This window comes from Phocaeicola sp. ICN-14070, assembly GCF_037892625.1.
GTDB classification, from domain to species: Bacteria; Bacteroidota; Bacteroidia; order Bacteroidales; family Bacteroidaceae; genus Phocaeicola; species Phocaeicola plebeius.
Window position 1 is genome coordinate 42,234 of record NZ_JBBKBF010000013.1, and the last position, 18,504, is coordinate 60,737.

Below are 18,504 nucleotides of genomic sequence, written 5' to 3' on the forward strand. Positions count from 1 at the left end.
CTAATGATTAATTAAATTACGAGTGACAAAAATACAACGCACGAATGACATACACAAACTATCGGCCCGTTTTTCTGTGGGCAAGCCACTCTTCCAACGCTGCAATCTGCGTATCCAGCTGTAGTTTTTCGTCATTGAAAATGACATAGTCGGCCCGACGCTTCTTTTCTTCGTCATCCATCTGTGCGGAAATACGGGCCTTTATCTGTGCTTCCGTAGCGGCATCCCGCTGCATAGCCCGCGTTATACGCAACTCCAGGGGAGCATACACCATCACAACATAGTCCACGATTGCATGGAAACCCGACTCAAACAGGATGGCGCTCTCCATAGCCACCACCTCCGTGCCGGATGCGGCCTGACGGTCTGCCCACTGTTGGAAATCTTCATGCACACAAGGATGAATGATACGGTTAACACGTCCGGCATTCTCTGCCGAGGCAAACAAGTAACTTGCCAGCACGGGCTTGTTCAATGAGCCATCTGCCTTATACACTTCTTCTCCTAGCAGAGCCAATAAACCTTCACGAATCCGAGGATGAGAAAGCGTCAGTTTTTTGGCTTCCGTATCCGTATCGTATACAGGAATGCCTGCTTTTTCCAGCAAATGCGACACATAGGATTTACCACTCCCGATACCTCCTGTGATTCCAATCTTGATCATTCTGATTCTTTTTCTTTAGAGGGTTCGCTTACGGTCTGCTGTTCAATCAAGTAATCTACAGAGGAAGGAGTCACACGCACGTGACTTACTACATCCGGATGTTTTTTGATGGTAAGCGGCAGTTTCTCGGATTTATTGCCAATCACGTCAGCATAAGAAACACCGACCAGAAAATCGTTCTCCGTCACAGACTTGAAGTTCTTCAGACCCACCTGTACAATTACTTGCACCTTAGACGGGAAAGTCCGCAAGACCTTTCCTTTCGGGAAACCGATTCCTACTACAGGTACTTCCAGCGTCTTTTCTGAATACATATCTACACAAGCTACCACATCTACGGATGACGGCACGAACTTCACGCCATGAAGCTTTTGCAAATTGATATGTTTCTTCAGCGTATCCGTTACATTGGTCCAATGGAAAGGCTGTGTATATGCTGTCAGAATGGTATTCAGCACACCCTGAGGAGCATATGCGACCACAGAATCGGGTATCACCTGAATATCTGACACATAATACTGCCGGCCGGCTGAAACCTCTCCTCCCACCGCTACCGGCACTTTCTTGGGTATTCCCCTTGAATAGATATAATCCAGCGTGTCCGGACGTACGGCAAGCAGTTGGGTAGAGTTATTCAGCTGGGCACTGATTTTTTTCAATACCTCAGTCTGAGGAATGCGGACATAAGAACCTTTATCCTGATAATCCTCAAAGTTAAAAGTCAGCGGAAAGAAAGTACGTCCCAGCATGTAGTTCAGCAGTACCGTACCTCTGTCTTCTACCTTCACCCGAATCTCATCAGGCAGTTCAGACGTCATGACCACCTCTTTCGGCACATTCTTCAGTCTGACCGGAATCTTAAACTCGGTCTGATACGTGTCGTTCATGGTCTGCAAGAACCAGAAACAAAGCGACACGAACACGAAAAACAGAAAAATCAGAAACTCTCTGCTCTTGGCACTGAGCAGAAAGTTCCTGATTTTTCGTACAAGTATCAAGTAATATCTCTTTATGTTCTTTCGATCGAACATAGTCATTCATATTTATTTCGCAGGCTGAGCCTGTGCATCTGCATAAATTGAGTTCTTATCTACCTTGATTTTTACACCGGCAGCAACTTCAACTACAACAGTATTATCTTCTACTTCCTTGATTTTTCCATAAATTCCACCCGCAGTTACTACAGACTGTCCTACTTCCAAATTCTTGCGGAACTTGGCAATTTCTTTCTGCTTCTTGTTCTGGGGACGAATCATAAAAAAGTACATAATGGCAAAAATAGCCACCATCATAATAAGGAAAGAGTAATCTGCTCCTCCCTGTGCCTGCAATACTACAGCTAACAAATTCATACGTTTTTCGGTTTAGATTAATAATAGCTGGACAAATATATTAGTTTTTGGTCAGCTTGTTTTCCTTTTTCAATTGATTAACAATACCGTCCAAAGTACCATTGATGAAACCGCCACTCTTCGGAGTGCTATACAGCTTGGCAATTTCCACGTATTCATTCAACGATACATTTACCGGAATGTTAGGGAAACTCAGAATCTCAGCCAATGCAATCTGCATGATGATGACATCCATCACAGCTACTCGGCTCAAATCCCAGTTCTTTGAATTCTCACTGATTAAATGACGGTAATAATCTGCATTCAGGATAGAACGACGGAACAAGCGGCGAGCAAAGTCCTGATCTTCTTCATCCTTAAATTCAGGAAGAAGTTCCTGCTTTTCACCGTTCTCAGGATTGAAGCGCTTGATAGTCTTCAACACAAAAGTATCCACGATTTCCTTATCGTCATTCCAATACAAACTCTGGTCTTCCAGAACTTCATCAAGAGCTGTATTGTTGAAAATAATTTTCTTGTACAGTTTTCTCCACAATTCACGATCCTCTTCGTATGAAGAAGTTTCGCTGGCCATATACTCCTTATATATATCACTCTGCATGATTTGTTCACACAGGTTTTTAATGAAATCGCCTTCATTTTCCCAGGTTTTCTTCTGAGAAGAAGCAAAAGCATTCAACTGTTTGTTGATTTCCAACTGCGCAATGAAGCGATTTTCTACAAATTTCATGTTGGGAGACAAATCTTCTTTGGTAGGAACCAACTTGTTTTTTGCTGCATCCAACCGCTTGTTGGCATACTTGGTTACCTCTACCATCAAAAGCAAAAGATAGTTGTACAGATCATACGCTTTAGATAAACTGAAGAACAACTCCTTTTCTGCAGTATCCAAATTTTTACCTCCGTTCTGATAATACGCATAAATTATCTGAACTATCTTCAGACGAATAAGAACTCTGTTAATCATAATATATAAACAAACTATATTTTTAGGTGGGCAAAAGTAAGCATTTTTCCTTTATTACACACCATAAAGCATTATATTTTTTCTTTTTTTTCAGAGATTCGACATTTTTCCTCATTCTCTTTTGGCACATTGCAAAAAAATATTCAAATTTGAACGCATTTTTATTAGTAACAGTGAGTTATGGAAGAACTGAAGAAGAAAAGTACGACTATTGAAAACGACAAAGAAATCGTTTTCTCCAAAGCAATCAAAGCTGGAAAACGAATTTACTACTTGGATGTAAAGAAAAACCGGAAAGAGGAAATGTTCATTGCTATCACAGAAAGCAAGAAAGTGGTATCTCTTGACAAAGATGATCCTCAGGTTAATTTTGAGAAGCACAAAATTTTCCTGTACAAGGAAGATTTTGGGAAGTTTATGAACGGGTTACAGCAGGCCATCGATTTTATCGGACACGAACAGGGGACCACAAGTGAAACACATTATCAACCTGCTACAACCACAGAAGAGATTCCTTCACAATCAGAAGAAATAAAAATTGACATCGATTTTTAAGATAAAGCGTAAAAAAAGTACTGATTCCAACTTGAATTACAGGAATTTATTCCATGAACATTTGGAAGGTAAAAAGAAAATGCATACCTTTGCGCCGCTTTTTCAAGCTCATCGTGTGATATACCACATCGTGTGATGGCGAATTAAGCAAACAATCAACTTAATTTAGAGTAACACAAAAAATTAAAAACAATGAAATCAATCGAAATCAAAGGTTCTTTGAGAACTGAAACTGGTAAGAAAGCCACTCGTGAACTTCGTAAAGACAATGGTATTCCTTGCGTATTGTACGGAACTCAGAAAGATGAAAACGGCAATCAGGTTGCTACTCACTTTACAGTTCCTACTGAAGGCTTGCGTAACTTGGTATACACACCGCACATCTACGTTGTAGACCTGAACATTGATGGCAAGATTGTAAACGCTATCATGAAAGATATCCAGTTCCACCCTGTAACAGACAAAATTCTGCACGTTGACTTCTATCAGATCGATGAAAGCAAACCTATCGTAATGGAAGTTCCTGTGAAGTTGGAAGGTTTGGCAGAAGGTGTGAAAGCCGGTGGTAAATTGGCTCTGCAGATCCGTAAGTTGAAAGTGAAAGCTTTGTACAATGTAATTCCTGAACGTCTGGCTGTAGACGTGACTCCGCTGGGATTGGGTAAAACTATTAAAGTGGGTGAACTGAAATACGAAGGTCTGGAACTGCTGAACGCAAAAGAAGCTGTGGTTTGTGCAGTTAAATTGACTCGTGCTGCTCGTGGTGCTCAGGCTGCTGCTGGTAAATAATTTCAGTAACCTAAAACTACAAAAATCCTTTCAATGAAATACTTGATTGTTGGACTGGGGAATATCGGTGAAGAATACCGCGAAACCCGTCATAATATAGGATTTATGGTATTGGACGCCTTGGCTAAGGCGTCCAATATTGTTTTTAGCGACGGACGTTATGGAGCTACCGCCCAGCTCTCGCTAAAAGGCAGACAATTGATTCTGCTCAAACCATCCACTTACATGAACCTGAGTGGGAATGCAGTACGCTATTGGATGCAACAAGAAAAAATCCCTCTAGAAAACGTATTGATTGTAGTAGATGACCTGGCCCTGCCTTTTGGAACCCTGCGACTGAAAGGAAAAGGCAGTGATGCAGGCCACAACGGATTAAAGCACATTGCTGCTACGTTAGGCACTCAGAACTATGCCCGCCTGCGCTTTGGCATCGGAAACGACTTCCCGAAAGGAGGACAAATTGATTTTGTTCTCGGACATTTCGACGAAGAATCCATGAAGCAGATGCCGGAACGTCTGGAGGTAGCACAGGAAATCATCAAGAGTTTCTGTCTGGCCGGACTGAACATCACCATGAATCAATATAATAACAAATAAGAACCATGCCGGAAGCACGAATTGACAAATGGATGTGGGCTGCACGTATCTTCAAGACAAGAACCATTGCTGCCGAAGCCTGCAAAAAAGGAAGAATCTCGATCAACGGTTCTCAGGTGAAACCTGCCCGAATGGTGAAACCAGGGGACGTGGTACAGGTCAGAAAGCCTCCTGTAACCTATTCCTTCAAGGTGCTACAGGCCATTGAAAAAAGAGTGGGAGCCAAACTGGTACCGGAAATCATGGAAAACGTGACCACACCCGACCAGTATGAATTGCTGGAGATGAGTAAAATCAGCGGATTCGTAGACCGTGCCCGTGGTACAGGACGCCCCACAAAGAAAGAACGAAGAGACTTGGACGAGTTCTTCATGCCAGAATACCTGGACGACTTTGACTTCGACTTTGATGACGAGGAAGAGGATGAAGAATAAATATTGTCCACATTAAAAATAAAAGCTGGACTTGCCTATTCACTTGTGCAAGTCCAGCTTTTTTTATTCTGCTTTGGCTGTCACCTCGGAGGCTTCAAACAACGCATTCAAATTCTTTTCCTCTCCTACGACCCATACCACATCGCCCCTCTGCAACTCAAAAGAGACTTCCGGCTGCCGCAGGTTACTGTCGTCGGCAGGCTCAATTCCTACCACCAGACAATGGTATTTGTTGCGGACACCACTTTCACGAATCGTACGTCCGCAAAACGGCGAGTTCCTTGCAATGACAAACTGCTTCAGGTACATCTCGCGGTTCTCAAAGTCCTCATCCTTGTAACCTTCTGCTACCTTTTCCAGCTGTCCGGAGAATACAGACAACTGTTCGTCGGTTCCGATAACCTGCAACTTGTCATTCGGGAAAACCCGGTTTCCCCCACCCGGGATGTTAATGCGATGCGCACCTCGTATGATAGAAGCCACATGCACTCCGTATTTCTTTCCGAAGTCTAGTTCCATCAAGGTCTTTCCTCCCCACAACGAGTCGGCAGGAACCACAAAATCCGACAGGTGCAAATCACGGTCCAGCAGTCGTCCGGCATATTCCGGCTGGCTCTCGCCCAAATACGCTTTCTTGATTTCCTTGGAACGGAGATTCTGCACAAACACCCTTTCCATCCCGATTGACTGCTTTTTCAAGAAACGAGAGAAAATCATCAGCAGGACGACCAGAATGGCAATACCCACCATCAGCGCGGCAGAGGCCTGGAACAGATGCTTGATGATGTAGACCACAAACAATACAGCCAGCACAATGCGAAGCAACACGATTGAAATCAGCGGTGCATGATTGAAACGGCTGTCCGCCCAAAGTGCCTTGAACTCGATGGAATGATTTTTCTTCATAATCATGGCACGGAGGAAAGGAGAAATCAACAAGATGGTCACTACCGCTCCCAACACTTTTCCCCAGAAACCTCCCAGTGCGGAAATCAAAAGAGGAAGGAACAGATTGAATGACAATACCACCATCGCAATGGAAAGCACCAGGTAAATCAATGTGATACGCACAATAGAAGTCAACAGTTTTTCCCAGTTATTCTGATGATTCACAGGCTGTACTCCTACCGAATAACGTTCCAGCAAGTGTTTCCAGAATACCGGAAGATGACGGTCTACCCAGCCATAAGCAGGACCGGACAAACGAATCATATAAGGAGTAAGGAAGGTCGTTATCACGGATACAGCCACCACAATCGGATACAGGAAAGAACTCGTCACATTCAGACTTACTCCCAATGCCGCGATGATAAAGGCAAATTCACCAATCTGTGTCAAACTGAATCCACACTGCATAGCGATTTTCAACGGCTGACCTGACAGCAACACACCTCCCGTACCAAAGATAGTCTGCCCCAACAATATGGCTACCACAATCGCCAGGATTGGCCAGATGTATTCCACAATCATATTCGGGTCGACCATCATTCCGACAGATACGAAAAAGATGGCTCCAAACAAATCTTTCACCGGAGCCACGAGCTTGTCAATGTGTTCCGATTCTACTGTTTCCGCCAGAATGGACCCCATAATAAATGCGCCAAAGGCTGGGGAGAAGCCTACACGGGCCGCCAGCACCACCATCCCGAAGCACAAGGCCAAGGACACAATCAGCAACGTCTCGTCACTCATCAGTTTGCGTGCCCTTTTTAAGAAGAGCGGAATCAGATAAATACCTACCACAAACCAGAGAATCAGGAAAAACACCAGTTTCCCGATGCTGTAAATCATCTCACTTCCTTCAAAATTTTTGCTTACGGCCATGGTAGAAAGCATCACCATCAGCACAATGGCCAGAATATCTTCCAGAATCAGAATACTCAGCACCAACCCGGCAAAACGCTGTTGCCGAAGTCCCAAATCATCAAATGCCTTATAGATAATGGTGGTGGAAGACATAGCCAGCATTCCTCCCAAATAAATGCAGTCCATCTGTTTCCAGCCAAACATCCAGCCCACAAACACACCGACCAGTATCATGCAGAAGATAATCGTACAGGCCGATATGACTGCCGAGCCTCCCACTTTCATCAGTTTCTTGAAGCTGAATTCCAGTCCCAGCGCAAACAAAAGGAAGATGACACCAATCTCCGACCACGTCTGGATATTATCTGCATCTACCACCGAAGGGGTAAACGCAAAATGAGGACTACAAACAAAACCTGCGACAATATAGCCTAACACCAAAGGCTGCTTCAATTTCTTAAATAGTAATGTCATGATTCCAGCACTAATCAATATCAAGGCCAGATCACTGATAAGAGGAGCCAAATGCGACATAACAATAGTTGTATTTTATTTTGCGCAAAAATAACGAATTCCTTACAAGAAATATCCCCCTGAGAGACAAATATGAAACTGAAGTTTCCAATTCAACCAATAATGTTGTAATTTTGCCCCATTCTAAATAAAGAAAATATGAATACTACTAAAACTACACAAACCTTTCCAGTGCTGGACATGAGTTGCGCCGCCTGTGCCACACGGGTGGAAAAGACACTGAACCGTCAACCGGGTGTATATCATGCTCAGGTGAATTATGCAGCCGCCACGGCCACTGTAGAATACAACCCCCAGGAATGTACACCCGAAACATTAAAAGGTGCCATTCAGAATGCCGGATACGACCTGGTCATTGAAACAAATGCTCAAAAAGAGAAAATAGCAGAAGATGCACATAGCCGGAAGTACCGTCAACTGAAGCAGCGTACTCTCTTTTCGCTGATACTTTCCATGCCCGTAGCCATTATCGGCATGTGCTTTATGGACTGGACGTACGCCAATTACGTGATGTGGATTCTTTCCACCCCTGTGGTATTCTGGTTGGGTAGAGACTTCTACCGCAACGCCTGGAAACAGTTGAAGCACCGCACCTCCAACATGGATACGCTGGTAGCCGTGAGTACTGGCATTGCCTATACATTCAGCCTGTTCAACCTGTTCTGGCCGGAGTTCTGGCTGAGCAGAGGCATTCACCCTCACGTCTATTTCGAGGCGGCCAGCGTCATTATCTCCTTTATCCTGCTCGGACGGTTACTGGAAGAGAAAGCCAAAGGAAATACGTCGGAAGCCATCAAAAAACTGATGGGACTGCAGCCGGCCACTGTCACCATACTCACTCCGGAAGGACAGCTGAAAGAAATTCCCGTGGAACAAGTACAGCAGGGGCAACGACTGGTTGTCAAACCGGGAAGCCGCATTGCCGTGGACGGAACCGTATATGAAGGCAGTTCCTATGTAGACGAGAGCATGCTCACCGGCGAACCGCTTCCTACCGAAAAGACTCCCGGCGCCAAGGTATATGCCGGCACCATCAACCAGAAAGGAAGTTTCAGTTTCATCGCCGATAAGGTGGGAAGTGAAACCGTTCTGGCACATATCATCCGCATGGTGCAAGATGCACAAGGCAGCAAGGCCCCCGTACAGCAATTAGTAGACCGCATCGCGGCTATCTTCGTGCCTACCATCCTGAGCATTGCCGTTCTTTCGTTTTTAGCCTGGATATGGCTGGACAATGCCAACGGATTCACCCATGGCTTGCTGGCCGCAGTCACCGTCACCATCATTGCCTGCCCCTGTGCATTAGGACTGGCCACACCGACGGCCATCATGGTCGGCATCGGAAAGGGGGCCGAAAACGGTATCCTGATTAAAGATGCGGAAAGTCTGGAAACAGCCCGTAAGGTGAACGCCATTGTACTCGATAAAACCGGCACGCTGACCGAAGGACGCCCCACGGTGACCGACATCTCCGACCCGCTTCTTCGATCTCCGTTAGGCGATGTGCTCTTTACCTTGGAAAGCGCTTCCGAGCACCCTCTGGCACAAGCCATCGTGCAGTATCAGACCCGCCAGCTACTTCCCATGGAAGAATTTGAAAGTCTGACAGGACTAGGAGTACGAGGCAAAATCAACGGAACCTATTATTATGCCGGCAACCGCCGACTGCTGGAGACGCACCATCTTACCGTATCCCCTGCCCTGACGGAAGAAGCTGCCCGACTAAGCCAGGAAGCCAAGACCGTCATCTGGCTGGCCGATTCACAGCAGGCATTAGGACTGGTAGCCATTGCTGACCGCATCAAGCAGACCTCCAGAGAGGCTGTCAGACAATTGCAGGAGATGGGAATATCAACTTATATGCTGACCGGTGACAATCCGGAAACGGCCCAAAGGATTGCAGCACAATGCGGCATCACCCATTTTCGGGCCGAAGTGCTTCCGCAGCAGAAGGCCCAATTCATCAAGGACTTGCAAAAGGAAGGCAAAATCGTAGCCATGGTGGGCGACGGTATCAATGACAGTGCGGCACTGGCTCAGGCCGACCTCAGCATTGCCATGGGAAAAGGAAGCGACATTGCCATGGACGTGGCCAAAATGACGCTCATTTCGTCCGACCTGAACAAGATTACCGATGCCATCCGCCTTTCTCAGGCCACCGTTCGCACTATCCGAGAGAACCTTTTCTGGGCCTTCATCTACAACCTGATAGGTATTCCGGTAGCTGCCGGTATTCTGTACCCCATCAACGGCTTCCTGTTGAATCCGATGATAGCCGGTGCCGCCATGGCCATGAGCAGTGTCAGCGTGGTAAGCAACAGTCTGCGACTAAAACGGAAGAAATTCGCACACACCGCAGTGACCGTACAGGAGGAAGTGCAACCCACTGAAGAAATCACCGTGCCCGCAGCGGAAACAGCTACCCCACAACCGGAAACCACAGCTCCAGCCGCTTCCGAAATCCGGAAGACCTACCTGGTACAGGGGATGATGTGCGACCACTGCCGCACCCGCGTAGAGAAGGTACTGAACATGTGGGAAGGAGCCTCAGCTCAGGTCACACTCACTCCGCCGGAAGCCGTCATTACCTTCCAAGGGAAAGTTCCTGCACTTTCAGAACTGCAACAGCTGATTAATGAAAAAGCCGGAGACTATTCCCTGACAGAAAAAGCTGATTGACCTTGTTTTTACCCCATACCCCGCACAAATTCAAAAAAAGTCGTATATTTGAAGCAACAATTCAAATATACGACTTATGAAACGAACACATTTTTTTCATGGAATACTTCTGATTGTAGTCATTCTTTCCTTTATGGCATGCAAGGATGATCATGGACCTATTTACCTGATCAGTGCCACAGACCATCAACAAATTACTGACGGCAAACTGGAAATCAACCTGTTCAGTAAAGGCGAGAAATTCTTGATTCGAGGAGGAGAAGGAAATTATACCATCAAAAACGAAAACGAGGAAATCGTGGACTACCGCTACGATGGCGATACCCTGACATTCATTCCGGTCAGCATCGGAGCCACCACCACCCTCATTGCCGACCGTTCAGGCAACAGCTATACCCTGTCCATCTCTGTCAACAACCCACAAAGCAATTACCGGGTAGACAGTATCAGTGCCACTGTAGAAGGAGACGAACTGACCAAAGGGGAAGAAGCCGAACTGATTGCACGAATCACCGAAGATGCACCGGTACAACCCGGCGGACGTATGCTGTTCACTTATTCCGACGCTTCCCTGACTTACGGCGACCTGAAAATCTTCCCTAACAACACTGGGAATTATCAGATTGGTATTTTTGAACGTACCTTGAAATATGCTGAAGATACCGGTGAACCTTATCAGCAAATCGAAGCTGAAATGGCAGGAAGTACCAAAAAGACCTACACATTCATGTTATTCGAGGACGAGGCATCTTCCGTTCAGACTACAACCGGACAAGAAGAAACGACTACTGTCAGCTTGATTAAAGAAGATGTGACTGCACAATACAAAGGAGAATTCAGCGGACTCACTAAGGCTTATTGTATCTATCACCTGACCAAACTGCCTTAACTTTCTCCTGACACTTTTTTGCACATGTCTCGTATCGAACTTCAATCCTTCGATTTGTTCAACCGTATCGAACGGATTCATCATCAGCCGACGGCTGCCCCCGACAATTTACAAGCTAAGTATATCCTGCTCCACAAAGTGCTGGAGCAGGCTTGTTATGAACTGACCACTGGTGTCACGCTCTCGTTCGCCAACCTGTTTTCCCGTCTGGATTACATCTGCAAGGAGAAGAAAATGACTCCCTCCGACCGCTATGCCATCCAGACCATGCGCCGTAACTGTAACGCAGCTATGGGCGACCGTTTTCAGGCCGACATGCAGGAATACCTTTACGACCTGCGGGCACTGGTGCGCTTTGTCTCACTGGGTTTTGAAGAAGACATTCCGGCTTCCATTCTTCCGGAAATTCCCCACTCCAACCGTCCGTATCAGGGTACACGCCTGTCGCACATCCCGTACGTACGGGCTTCGGTGACCAGTTGGAACGACACGCAGATTTTTGCGGCGACCGACAGCGAAACCGACCCGTTCATCATCATCAACTATGCCAAAGGAGGATATGACAGCGACCTGCTCTACCTGAAAGACCTGCTTTCAGAAAACCTGCCGCTGAACTTGCTCGATGTACGTGTGGACGAGGAGAATCACTACATTCCCAACCTTATTGTGATTCACCCCGATTACCTGATTGACATCAGTTCGCTGGCTGCCTGCTTTCGAGAATACGGGCACCACCCGCTCAACTATTTCATGAACAAAATCAAGCCGAGAGCCAATACGGCCCCCATCCTGATGGGTAACCTGGCCAGCCAGTTTCTCGATGACTACATCAACGAGCAGCCGCAGGAGCCGGTGAGCTACCCCCGCACCATCAAGAAATTCTTTGCCGCTTCGGCCCTCGATTTCTGTACCTGCTCCCTTCCTGCCGACTTTCACGCACAGGCACAGGCGCAGATGATGAACATCCGCTCGTTTGTTCACGACGTGCTGCCTCATAACATACGGAACTTCAACAAGAAGAATACCCTGCTCGAAGCCTCCTTCATTTGTGAGAAATTAGGATTGCAGGGACGTGTGGACATGATGCAGAAAGACTTCCAGGTACTCATCGAACAGAAGGCCGGAAAGCGCGACGAATACCATCGCCGCCATAAGGAAGACCATTTCATTCAGATGATGCTCTACCAAGGCGTACTAATGTACAATTTTGGACAGGAAACCGCCCACATGCAGACCTTCCTGCTCTATTCCAAGTATGCTGACGGATTGCTGATAGAACACTTTGCCGAGAACCTGTTCCGGGAGAGCATCAAGCTCCGCAATTTCATCGTATACAACGAGATGCGACTGGGCGACGGAGCCATCGGAGAAATTGTAGACTCACTGAGCACCGATTTGCTGAACGAACTGCAGATTGGCGGAAAGCTGTGGAACGACTACCAGGAACCGCAACTGCAGACGGCCATCAATACCCTGAAACGCTGTACGCCGCTGGAACGGGCTTACTTCAACCGCTTTTTCACGTTCGTATCAAAGGAACAGATTCTCAGCAAGACCGGAGGAAGCAACGATGCGTCTCACGGATTTGCCGGCAACTGGCACATCCCACTACACGAGAAACTGGAGGCGGGCAATATCCTGACCGGACTGACCATCCAGGAGAAGCAAAGCAGCGGCCCCGGCAAAGGATACGACCTTATCGAACTGCACATTCCGGCACAGGATGAAGACTTCCTGCCCAACTTCCGTACGGGCGACATGGTGATTCTCTATGCGTATAAGGAAGAACCGGACATGAGAAAGCAGATTCTTATGAAGGGAAACATTCTGGAGTTGCGGCCGGACCGCATGACCTTAGTGCTGCGCAACGGACAACAAAATAAAGACATCATCGGCGGCAAAGAAGAGGTGTTTGCCGTAGAACACGATTTTTCGGACACTTCTGCCAACAACGGATTCCGTGGACTGTATGCTTTTCTGTCCGCACAGGCCGACCGGAAAGAACTGCTGCTCGGCGTACGTCCGCCTGCACAACTGGAGGATGTCAAACTGAACGGCGATTACGGTCGTTTCAACGAACTCATCCTGAAAGAGAAACAGGCCAAAGACTACTTTCTGCTGGTGGGACCTCCGGGTACCGGAAAGACCTCGTGTGCCCTGCGTTTCATGGTGGAAGAAGCCCTGAGCGAACCGGACACCTCCATCCTGCTGTTGTCGTACACCAACCGGGCGGTGGATGAAATCTGTGCCATGCTCACGGATTCCGGCATTGCCGACCGTACCCCGTTCATCCGTATCGGCAACGAGTTGTCGTGCGACAAGCGTTTCGTGCCTTACCTGCTGAAATACAGTCTGGATGACTGTCCCAAACTGACCGACATCCAGCAGAAAATGGCACGCACACGTATCTTTGTGGGTACCACGACCGCCATCAATAACCGCCTCAACCTGTTCACGCTGAAACATTTCCAGCTGGCCATCATCGATGAAGCTTCACAGATTCTGGAACCCGACCTGATAGGTATCCTGTCTGCCCGTCATCAGCAGCATAACGCCATCGACAAGTTCGTATTGGTGGGCGACTACAAACAGTTGCCGGCCATTGCCCAGCAAAGTGCGGAAGAAGCTGCCGTGACCGACCTCCTGCTGCGGAACATCGGGCTGGAAGATTGCCGCAACTCGCTGTTCGAACGCCTTTACAAATCGAGTCCGGATACCTGCCGCAGCATCCTTCACAAGCAAGGACGCATGCATCCGGCCATTGCCGAGTTCCCGAACCAGACATTCTACTACCGGGAGCAACTGGAGAGCGTGCCTCTTCCTCATCAGCTGGAAGAAACGCCTTACGAAGCCGGACTGACTCCACAGGACGCCATCGACCAGTTGCTGCTGGAACGCAGAATGGTGTTCATTCCCGCAGAAGCTCCAGACCACCTGACCTGCTCGGACAAGACCAACCCGAACGAAGCCCAGATTGTAGCCACTCTGTTAAGCCATATTTACCGTCTGACGGAATCCCGTTTCGACCCGAACCGGACGGTAGGTGTCATCGTGCCCTACCGCAACCAGATTGCCATGATACGAAAAGAGATTGCGCGCCTCCAGCTGCCTGCTTTGCAGGACATCTCCATCGACACGGTGGAACGCTACCAGGGCAGCCAGCGCGACATTATCATCTATTCGTTTACCATACAGAATTTCAGCCAGCTCAACTTCCTTACGGCCAATACGTTTCAGGAAGGCAATTTCCTGATTGACCGCAAGCTGAATGTGGCACTGACCCGCGCCCGCAAGCAACTGCTGCTGACGGGCAATCCTCATATCCTCGGGGCCAACATCACCTTCTACAAGCTGATGGAGTACATCCGCCTGCACAACGGATACCTGGAAACGGATGCCCTCTCGTTCTGCCGGGGAGACTTCACCCTGCCTTCGTACCAGAAGAACTGGGAAGTGGCAGACGGTACCTATTCCCTACCAGCGCATTTCAAGCAGGTATTCCCGGAATTGATAGCCCCACCGGCACAGCTGGAAGAAAGCGAAACTTACTACCGTGAAGCCACTGCCTACGGTCGGAGCGACTTCCGCACCCTGCCCGAAGAGATGTCTCCATCTGACTTCTGCCAAGTATACAACTATTTGTACATGCGGAAACAATATGCTGCCGCCCAGGCTCTCTTTACCGGAAGCGGCAACTGGCTGCACGACCTCATCCGTAAGGTATCAGGGCGCGTGGTGTTCTGCGATCTCTCGTGTGAAGCCGGAGCTTCGGGACTGGCTTTTGCCGATGTATGCCGTTCCCTTCCCCATCTGGCCCTGACCTACACGGGCATCTATCCCATGCAGGAAATGGGAGAAACGGCCGAAGCCTTTTTCCGTTCACCAGCCTACAAGCACATTCAGGCAAACTGGTATCCCCGCCTGAGTGCCGTGCCTGCTGCCTTCTGGCAAGCCCATGCCGTACTGACCGAACTGGTGATTTTCAACCTCTCCAGCCTGTTCGACCGTATTTCTCCGCGGGAGGCACGCAACCTAGCTTTGCAAATCAACCAATTGGTGCATGCCCGCCCCCTGAACCATTACGTACTGGTGTACCGTGACGATGCGGGGCCCTGCATGCACAACCATTCCTACACGGCATTCTGCAACCACCTGTCGGCAGAGCTGAAACCGCTCCAGCCGCAGATGCCTCTTTTCGGAAAAATCCATTGTGAACCCACCGAAGGAGTTCCTCTTTCGCAGGAATTCCTTTATGAAATACGTACCAACTGATGAATAAGAAACCTATACAGCGTGCCCTCATCGTAGGGGCTACTTCCGGTATCGGAAAAGAAACGGCCTTGCAACTGCTCCAGAAGGGATGGATACTCGGACTGGCAGGCCGACGTGAAGAGAATTTGAAAGAACTACAGCAACTGGCTCCGGAGCGTATCCACATCCAGGCCATCGACATCTGTCAGGAGGATGCGACCGACCGCCTGCTGGAACTGATTGAAGAAATGGGAGGCATGGACCTCTACCTGCACTGCTCGGGCATCGGCCACCAGAACTACCAGCTGGCACCGGAAATCGAGCTCCGCACTCTGGAGACCAACGGCACCGGATTTGTGCGCATGGTGACAGCCGCCTTCCGCTACTTTGCCCAACAGAAAGGAGGACACCTGGCGGTCATCAGCTCCATCGCGGGAACCAAAGGGCTGGGAGCTGCTCCGGCCTATTCTGCCACCAAACGTTTCCAGAACACGTACATCGATGCGCTGGAGCAACTGGCTCACATCCAGAAACTTCCCATCCGGTTTACAGACATCCGTCCGGGATTCGTGGCCACCGGACTCCTGAACGACGGCAAACACTATCCCATGCTGATGCATACGGAGAAAGTGGCCCGCCACATTGTGCATGCCCTGGAGAAAAAGAAACGCATTGTCGTGATTGACTGGCGCTATCGCATACTGGTGGCTCTCTGGCGACTGATACCCCCTTTCCTCTGGAAGCGGCTGCCTGTCAGGAATTAGCCACCACCCGTCCTTCTTTCACCACAATCCGTTGCAAACGGCGGTACACATAGATAAATGCCGGGACCAGGAACAGGTTGGCAAACAGCCAGGCTGTCGGGTCGCCGAAGCACACGCCCCAGAATCCCCACAACGGAACCGCAATCAGACTGACCAGCACACGGGCCACCATTTCCGACACACCGGAGAACATAGCCAGTCGTGTATAGCCCGCTCCCTGAATGGAATAACGAAGAATACTGAGCATACCCAGCAGGAAGAAGAAAGAAGTGTTGATGTGCAGGAACAAAGCCGTATCGTCGATAATCTCGGTCTCATCCGGCGAGATGAACAGCAGGGCAAACTTTTCGGCCAGTCCCCACATCAGGGCACCAATCGCTATGACATAGACGGTCATCATCAGCGTGGCCGACTTGATACCCATCCAGATGCGGTCCGGCTTTCCGGCCCCGTAATTCTGTCCGGAATACGTCGCCATAGCCATTCCCAAGCTATCCAGCGGACACATCACGAACATCTTGATACGCATGGCTGCCGTGAAAGCTGCCACACAGGCCGTACCCAGCGCATTGTTCGCACTTTGCAGCATGATACTGCCGATGGCCGTAATGGAAAACTGCAATCCCATCGGTACCCCGATGTACAGCAACTGACGGGCCAGGTCGCCACGGAAACGACGGTCGGCAGGCTCGGTTTTCAGGATGTCAAACTTGCGGTACATATAGATATAGCACAGCAAGGCCGATAACCCTTGAGAGAAGACCGTAGCAATGGCTGCTCCGGCCACTCCCCACCCCAGCGTAAGGATGCAGAACAAATCGAGCACAATGTTCAGTATGGTAGAGAAAAGCAGGAACCAGAACGGGGTCTTGCTGTCGCCCAGCGCACGGATGATGCTGGACAACAAATTATAGAAGAACGTACACGGCACACCGATAAAGGTAATCAGCAGATAGAGGTAGGCCCCTTCAAAGATATTCTCCGGTGTGCGCATGGAACGCAGGATAAATCCGCAAAGCAGACTGGTGACAATGGCCACCGCGACCGACATCACCGCCGCCAGCTTCAGGCTGACCGATACATAGCGCCGCATCGTCACATAATCGCGAGCTCCGAACTTCTGTGCCACCGGAATGCCGAAACCTCCGCAACACCCGTTGCAGAACCCTAAAATCAAAAAGACGACCGACGTACTGGCACCAACAGAAGCCAGCGCATTGATACCCAAGAACTTTCCGACAATAGCCGCATCCACCAGCGAATACGTCTGCTGGAGCAGGTTGCCCAGCAACAATGGAAAAGTAAAATTCAGAATCAGCGGCAGACTCGGCCCTGATGTCATCTCTTTAGACTGTGCCATAATTTCCTCTCGTTATCCTTAAAATCTTAATAAGCGTGCAAAAGTACACGAAAGTCACGAAACGAAAGAAAATCATCCCGTTAAATAAGGTAATTCGAGCAATATTTTTGCCTTAAATCAAGCACTAAGAAAACGCACTTGCGTTTCAAACCAAACACAAGTACATTTTATCTGAAACGGCCTTACGTTTTACTTCAAACGCAAGGCCGTTCTGAATCAAACGCAAAGGTGTTTTTTCAACCTATCCCAACAGATTTATAAAACACAAAGAATCAGCTATTTAACCACATTTTCAAAAGAGCCATCCGTTCACGGCTAATTTGTATCGTACCATCATACGCCGGCCATACACTCACCACGGCCTTTCCGTTGAAGTAGTGCTGAATATTGCGTATGGAATCGGCCGAGAGGATAAACTGGCGGTTCACCCGGAAAAAGACACGCCCGTCCAGCTGCTCACTCGTTGCCGCCTTGGCCACCTTATTCCAGTAATACTGGTCTGCCTGATACAGCACGTCGTTCGTCACCCGCTTTTCTTCGTACAAGGCACTCTCCTTTTCCTTTCGGGATTTCTCCAGTCCGGCTTTCAGTGCCCCTCCCGAGTAGACCGGCTGCAACAAAGTCACGGAAGCCCCATACTTGGTGTCACGCCCCTGAAAATACAGCGGAGTTTCTATGGACGGAAGTACCCTGTAGAGTTCCAGCGGGTTACCCGTGTAACTGGCATTGGCATTTCCGCTCAGCGAAGGAAGAAAATAGGCCTTCACCTTTTCACGATACTGCTGCAAGAATACACTCTCCTGGGCATGGACTCCCAGCTCCAGTCCCAGCATGCAGCACATCATCATTCTTCTATTCATCTC

15 protein-coding genes are annotated in these 18,504 nt (G+C 48.6%); 8 read left to right on the forward strand and 7 right to left on the reverse strand.

Annotated features, from left to right (window positions below):
• Nucleotides 1–58: 58 nt before the first annotated feature.
• From coaE to nusB, 4 genes are read right to left on the reverse strand one after another with little or no spacing between them, the layout of a single operon-like run.
• On the reverse strand, nt 59–664 hold the full coding sequence (coaE, locus tag WKT20_RS05950; RefSeq protein ID WP_117702825.1) for a dephospho-CoA kinase: 606 nt from the start codon (nt 662–664) through the stop codon (nt 59–61).
• Nucleotides 661–1,695 carry a CdaR family protein gene (locus WKT20_RS05955; protein ID WP_117702836.1) on the reverse strand — a complete coding sequence of 345 codons (1,035 nt, stop codon included), beginning with the start codon at nt 1,693–1,695 and terminating at the stop codon, nt 661–663. The genes coaE and WKT20_RS05955 overlap by 4 nt, the downstream gene beginning before the upstream one ends.
• 12 nt (nt 1,696–1,707) lie before the next feature.
• Nucleotides 1,708–2,016, reverse strand: a complete 309-nt coding sequence (gene yajC / locus WKT20_RS05960) for a preprotein translocase subunit YajC (protein ID WP_117672927.1) — start codon at nt 2,014–2,016, stop codon at nt 1,708–1,710.
• 40 nt (nt 2,017–2,056) lie between these two features.
• The gene (gene nusB / locus WKT20_RS05965; protein ID WP_007563617.1) at nt 2,057–2,983 is read right to left on the reverse strand and encodes a transcription antitermination factor NusB; all 927 of its coding nucleotides are present in this window, start codon (nt 2,981–2,983) and stop codon (nt 2,057–2,059) included.
• 180 nt (nt 2,984–3,163) lie between these two features.
• Between nusB and WKT20_RS05970 the strand changes: the two genes are divergently transcribed.
• The 4 genes from WKT20_RS05970 (at nt 3,164) to WKT20_RS05985 (ending at nt 5,358) form a co-directional block, all read left to right on the forward strand.
• The gene (locus WKT20_RS05970; protein WP_117702826.1) at nt 3,164–3,538 is read left to right on the forward strand and encodes a PUR family DNA/RNA-binding protein; all 375 of its coding nucleotides are present in this window, start codon (nt 3,164–3,166) and stop codon (nt 3,536–3,538) included.
• Nucleotides 3,539–3,730: 192 nt separating this feature from the next.
• Complete coding sequence (locus WKT20_RS05975; protein ID WP_117702827.1) at nt 3,731–4,327, forward strand: 50S ribosomal protein L25/general stress protein Ctc; 597 nt, start codon at nt 3,731–3,733, stop codon at nt 4,325–4,327.
• Between the two features lie 33 nt (nt 4,328–4,360).
• A complete protein-coding gene (pth, locus tag WKT20_RS05980) occupies nt 4,361–4,924 on the forward strand; it encodes an aminoacyl-tRNA hydrolase (RefSeq protein WP_117672923.1) in 564 nt (187 codons plus the stop codon).
• 5 nt (nt 4,925–4,929) lie between these two features.
• On the forward strand, nt 4,930–5,358 hold the full coding sequence (locus tag WKT20_RS05985; protein ID WP_007563610.1) for an RNA-binding S4 domain-containing protein: 429 nt from the start codon (nt 4,930–4,932) through the stop codon (nt 5,356–5,358).
• A 63-nt stretch (nt 5,359–5,421) separates the two neighbouring features.
• Here the strand turns inward: WKT20_RS05985 and WKT20_RS05990 are convergent, their stop codons facing one another.
• Nucleotides 5,422–7,698, reverse strand: coding sequence for a cation:proton antiporter (locus tag WKT20_RS05990; protein ID WP_117702828.1), 2,277 nt, complete (start codon nt 7,696–7,698; stop codon nt 5,422–5,424).
• A 138-nt stretch (nt 7,699–7,836) separates the two neighbouring features.
• Here WKT20_RS05990 and WKT20_RS05995 point away from each other — a divergent pair, with 138 nt between their 5' ends.
• From WKT20_RS05995 to WKT20_RS06010, 4 genes are all read left to right on the forward strand, one after another.
• On the forward strand, nt 7,837–10,377 hold the full coding sequence (locus WKT20_RS05995; RefSeq protein ID WP_340417027.1) for a heavy metal translocating P-type ATPase: 2,541 nt from the start codon (nt 7,837–7,839) through the stop codon (nt 10,375–10,377).
• 76 nt (nt 10,378–10,453) lie between these two features.
• Complete coding sequence (locus WKT20_RS06000; protein WP_118165174.1) at nt 10,454–11,266, forward strand: hypothetical protein; 813 nt, start codon at nt 10,454–10,456, stop codon at nt 11,264–11,266.
• Nucleotides 11,267–11,290: 24 nt separating this feature from the next.
• A complete protein-coding gene (locus WKT20_RS06005; RefSeq protein WP_340417028.1) occupies nt 11,291–15,538 on the forward strand; it encodes a DEAD/DEAH box helicase in 4,248 nt (1,415 codons plus the stop codon).
• A 14-nt stretch (nt 15,539–15,552) separates the two neighbouring features.
• Nucleotides 15,553–16,281: an SDR family NAD(P)-dependent oxidoreductase gene (locus tag WKT20_RS06010; protein ID WP_340417035.1), complete on the forward strand. Its 729-nt coding sequence runs from the start codon at nt 15,553–15,555 to the stop codon at nt 16,279–16,281.
• Here the strand turns inward: WKT20_RS06010 and WKT20_RS06015 are convergent.
• Together WKT20_RS06015 and WKT20_RS06020 are read right to left on the reverse strand one after the other, a co-directional pair.
• Nucleotides 16,271–17,641, reverse strand: a complete 1,371-nt coding sequence (locus tag WKT20_RS06015; RefSeq protein WP_278453849.1) for an MATE family efflux transporter — start codon at nt 17,639–17,641, stop codon at nt 16,271–16,273. The genes WKT20_RS06010 and WKT20_RS06015 overlap by 11 nt on opposite strands.
• Nucleotides 17,642–17,913: 272 nt before the next feature.
• Nucleotides 17,914–18,501: a LytTR family transcriptional regulator DNA-binding domain-containing protein gene (locus WKT20_RS06020; protein ID WP_340417029.1), complete on the reverse strand. Its 588-nt coding sequence runs from the start codon at nt 18,499–18,501 to the stop codon at nt 17,914–17,916.
• Between the last annotated feature and the right edge of the window lie 3 nt (nt 18,502–18,504).

What these genes read in the sequence shown, in the direction of transcription:
- WKT20_RS06020 (WP_340417029.1), bottom strand. Translation starts at nt 18,501, where the DNA reads ATGAATAGAAGAATGATGATGTGCTGCATGCTGGGACTGGAGCTGGGA.
- yajC (WP_117672927.1), bottom strand. Translation starts at nt 2,016, where the DNA reads ATGAATTTGTTAGCTGTAGTATTGCAGGCACAGGGAGGAGCAGATTAC.
- WKT20_RS05970 (WP_117702826.1), top strand. Translation starts at nt 3,164, where the DNA reads ATGGAAGAACTGAAGAAGAAAAGTACGACTATTGAAAACGACAAAGAA.
- pth (WP_117672923.1), top strand. Translation starts at nt 4,361, where the DNA reads ATGAAATACTTGATTGTTGGACTGGGGAATATCGGTGAAGAATACCGC.
- nusB (WP_007563617.1), bottom strand. Translation starts at nt 2,983, where the DNA reads ATGATTAACAGAGTTCTTATTCGTCTGAAGATAGTTCAGATAATTTAT.
- coaE (WP_117702825.1), bottom strand. Translation starts at nt 664, where the DNA reads ATGATCAAGATTGGAATCACAGGAGGTATCGGGAGTGGTAAATCCTAT.
- WKT20_RS05995 (WP_340417027.1), top strand. Translation starts at nt 7,837, where the DNA reads ATGAATACTACTAAAACTACACAAACCTTTCCAGTGCTGGACATGAGT.
- WKT20_RS06000 (WP_118165174.1), top strand. Translation starts at nt 10,454, where the DNA reads ATGAAACGAACACATTTTTTTCATGGAATACTTCTGATTGTAGTCATT.
- WKT20_RS05985 (WP_007563610.1), top strand. Translation starts at nt 4,930, where the DNA reads ATGCCGGAAGCACGAATTGACAAATGGATGTGGGCTGCACGTATCTTC.
- WKT20_RS05955 (WP_117702836.1), bottom strand. Translation starts at nt 1,695, where the DNA reads ATGTTCGATCGAAAGAACATAAAGAGATATTACTTGATACTTGTACGA.
- WKT20_RS05990 (WP_117702828.1), bottom strand. Translation starts at nt 7,698, where the DNA reads ATGTCGCATTTGGCTCCTCTTATCAGTGATCTGGCCTTGATATTGATT.
- WKT20_RS05975 (WP_117702827.1), top strand. Translation starts at nt 3,731, where the DNA reads ATGAAATCAATCGAAATCAAAGGTTCTTTGAGAACTGAAACTGGTAAG.
- WKT20_RS06015 (WP_278453849.1), bottom strand. Translation starts at nt 17,641, where the DNA reads ATGGCACAGTCTAAAGAGATGACATCAGGGCCGAGTCTGCCGCTGATT.
- WKT20_RS06005 (WP_340417028.1), top strand. Translation starts at nt 11,291, where the DNA reads ATGTCTCGTATCGAACTTCAATCCTTCGATTTGTTCAACCGTATCGAA.